Source organism: Streptomyces sp. IBSBF 3136 (assembly GCF_036815105.1).
Taxonomy (GTDB): domain Bacteria; phylum Actinomycetota; class Actinomycetes; order Streptomycetales; family Streptomycetaceae; genus Streptomyces.
Window position 1 is genome coordinate 1 of record NZ_JAJSZC010000406.1, and the last position, 3,144, is coordinate 3,144.

The window sequence follows — 3,144 nt, forward strand, 5'->3', positions numbered from 1 at the left end:
GGGGCACGGCGGGGCCGGGTTGGGGACCGCCGCTGAAGGTCGCTCCGGGAGTGATGACGCGTACGCCGACGTCGAGGGCGGCGCTGTAGAGCTGCCGCTCGCGGGTGTCGGCCGCCTTGGGCCGGCCGTTCGAGGCGGCCCGCAGCAGGGCCCGGGCGTCGGGTGCCACGGCCGTCGCCCGGCGGCGCAGCTGCTGGTCCTCGGCACCGCGCAGATCCCGGGCGACGAGGTGGAGCAGCAGCCAGCCGGAGGCCAGGACCAGGAGCGGGACGGTGCAGCCGACGGCGAGGCCGATCCTGGTGGACAGCCTCACGGAGTCTCCCGCAGGACGAAGCCGACGCCGCGCACCGTGTGGATCAGCCGGGGGTGTCCGCCGGCCTCCAGTTTGCGCCGCAGGTAGCTGACGAAGGTGTCGACGGCGTCGGTGCGCACGTCGAAGTCGTAGCCCCATACGCGTTCCAGGAGCTGGTCGCGGGTGAGGACGAGTCCGGCGTTGCGGGCGAGCACCTCCAGCAGTTCGAACTCGCGGCGGGTCAGCTCCAGCGGCCGCCCGTCGCGCTCGGCGGTGCGGGCGGCGGGGTCGATCACGAGTGCGGCGACGCGCAGCACCTCCCGGCCGGTGGGCGGGCGGCGCCGCAGCAGTGCCCGCAGCCGCAGCACCAGCTCCTGCAGGGCGAACGGCTTGACCAGGTAGTCGTCGCCGCCCGCCTGGAGTCCCGCGATGCGGTCGGCGCTCTCGTCGAGCGCGGAGAGCATCAGCACGGGCAGGTCCCGGCCCTCGTCCCGGAGCCGGGTGCACACCTCGATGCCGCTCATGCCGGGCATCGACACGTCGAGCACCAGGACGTCGGGGGACGCGTCCCGGACGGCGTCCAGTGCCCCGGCGCCGCTGTCGGCGGTGCGGACGGTGAAGCCGCTGAGCCTGAGCCCGCGTTCCAGCGAGCGCCGGATGGCCTCGTCGTCGTCCACGACCAGCACGGTCCCGGGCCGTGTCGGCTCGCTCATGTGCCCTCCCTGGCTCATCGCCCGGTCAGGGTACGGCTCCCGGCTATGGGCGCCACCCAAGGGGCGGTGGTGACAGGTGAGTTGGTGAACAAGCCGGACGAACAGGGAAGTGGTCCAGACCTATTGACCTGTGGTCCAGACCTTTCTATTCTCGCGGCACCGTGGGCGTGAAGGCTCAGTCATGCCCCTGACACCCCCGATGAAGAGGGAGGCGCAGCATGCGCTTCAGACACAGAGCCGCGGCAGGGTTCGCGACCCTGTTGCTCCCCCTGGCCGGCCTGGTCGGTCTCGCGAGCCCCGCCCAGGCCGCGACCAACGCGACCGCGAGCTTCGCCAAGACCAGCGACTGGGGAACCGGCTTCGGCGGCCAGTGGACCATCAAGAACACCGGTACCAGCGGCATCAGCTCCTGGACCGTCGAGTGGGACTTCCCCTCCGGCACCTCCGTGACCTCCGCGTGGGACGCGGACGTCACGAACTCCGGCACCCACTGGACCGCCAAGAACAAGTCCTACAACGGCACCCTCGCCCCCGGCGCCTCCGTCTCCTTCGGCTTCAACGGCGCGGGCCCCGGCTCCCCGTCCAACTGCAAGCTGAACGGCGACAGCTGCGACGGGACGACGGTCCCGGGTGACGCGGCCCCCTCCGCGCCCGGCACCCCGACCGCCTCCGGCATCACCGACACCTCGGTGAAGCTGAGCTGGGGCGCGGCCACCGACGACAAGGGCGTCAAGAACTACGACGTACTGCGCGACGGCAGCAAGGTCGCGACGGTCACCGCCACCTCGTACACGGACTCCGGTCTGACCGCCGGCACCGACTACTCCTACACCGTGCAGGCCCGCGACACCGCCGACCAGACCGGCCCGGTCAGCGGCGCGGTCAAGGTGCACACCACCGGCGGCGGCACCACTCCCCCGCCCACCGGCGGTGACAAGGTCAAGCTCGGCTACTTCACCGAGTGGGGCATCTACGGCCGCAACTACAACGTCAAGAACCTGGTGACGTCCGGCTCCGCCGCGAAGATCACGCACATCAACTACGCCTTCGGCAACGTCACCAACGGCCAGTGCGCCATCGGCGACTCCTACGCCGACTACGACAAGGCGTTCACCGCCGACCAGTCGGTCAGCGGCGTGGCGGACACCTGGGACCAGCCGCTGCGCGGCAACTTCAACCAGCTGCGTGAGCTGAAGGCCAAGTACCCGAACCTGAAGGTCATCTGGTCCTTCGGCGGCTGGACCTGGTCCGGCGGCTTCGCGCAGGCGGCGGCCAACCCGACCGCCTTCGCCCAGTCCTGCTACAACCTGGTCGAGGACCCGCGCTGGGCCGACGTGTTCGACGGCATCGACATCGACTGGGAGTACCCGAACGCCTGCGGTCTGTCGTGTGACACCAGCGGTGCGGCCGCGTTCAAGAACGTGATGTCGGCGCTGCGCGCCAAGTTCGGCTCCAAGGCCCTGGTCACCGCCGCGGTCACCGCCGACGGCTCGGCCGGCGGCAAGATCGAGGCCGCGGACTACGCGGGCGCCTCCCAGTACGTCGACTGGTACAACGTGATGACGTACGACTTCTTCGGCGCCTGGGACGCCAAGGGCCCCACGGCCCCGCACTCCCCGCTCACCTCGTACTCCGGCATCCCGAAGGACGGCTTCACCACCGCCGACGCGATGGCCAAGTACAAGGCGGCCGGCGTTCCCGCGAGCAAGCTGCTCATCGGCATCGGCTTCTACGGCCGCGGCTGGACCGGCGTCACCCAGGACGCCCCCGGCGGCACCGCCACGGGCCCGGCCGCGGGCACCTACGAGCAGGGCATCGAGGACTACAAGGTGCTCAAGGCGTCCTGCCCGGCCACCGGCACGGTCGCGGGCACGGCCTACGCGCACTGCGGCAGCAACTGGTGGTCGTACGACACCCCCGCCACCATCGCCTCCAAGATGACCTGGGCCAAGAACCAGGGTCTGGGCGGCGCGTTCTTCTGGGAGTTCAGCGGTGACACCAGCAACGGTGAGCTGGTGAGCGCCATCAACAGCGGACTGAGCTGATCGCTCCCGCCGCACGACCGCCGGGGGGGGGGGGGGGGGGGGGGGGGGGGGGGGGGGGGGGGGGGGGGGGGGGGGGGGGGGGGGGGGGGGGGGG

Annotated in this window: 2 protein-coding genes and 1 pseudogene; 1 reads left to right on the forward strand and 2 read right to left on the reverse strand. The window is 71.5% G+C overall.

Annotation, left to right across the window (positions count from 1 at the left end; translation table 11 throughout):
• Positions 1 to 313, reverse strand: a pseudogene (locus tag V7E45_RS39550) (two-component sensor histidine kinase); the annotation flags it as partial.
• On the reverse strand, positions 310 to 1,005 hold the full coding sequence (locus V7E45_RS39555; RefSeq protein ID WP_333779129.1) for a response regulator transcription factor: 696 nt from the start codon (positions 1,003 to 1,005) through the stop codon (positions 310 to 312). The pseudogene V7E45_RS39550 and the gene V7E45_RS39555, both read right to left, overlap by 4 nt.
• 218 nt (positions 1,006 to 1,223) lie before the next feature.
• Here V7E45_RS39555 and V7E45_RS39560 point away from each other — a divergent pair, with 218 nt between their 5' ends.
• A complete protein-coding gene (locus V7E45_RS39560) occupies positions 1,224 to 3,050 on the forward strand; it encodes a glycoside hydrolase family 18 chitinase (RefSeq protein WP_333779130.1) in 1,827 nt (608 codons plus the stop codon).
• The last annotated feature ends 94 nt before the right edge of the window (positions 3,051 to 3,144 follow it).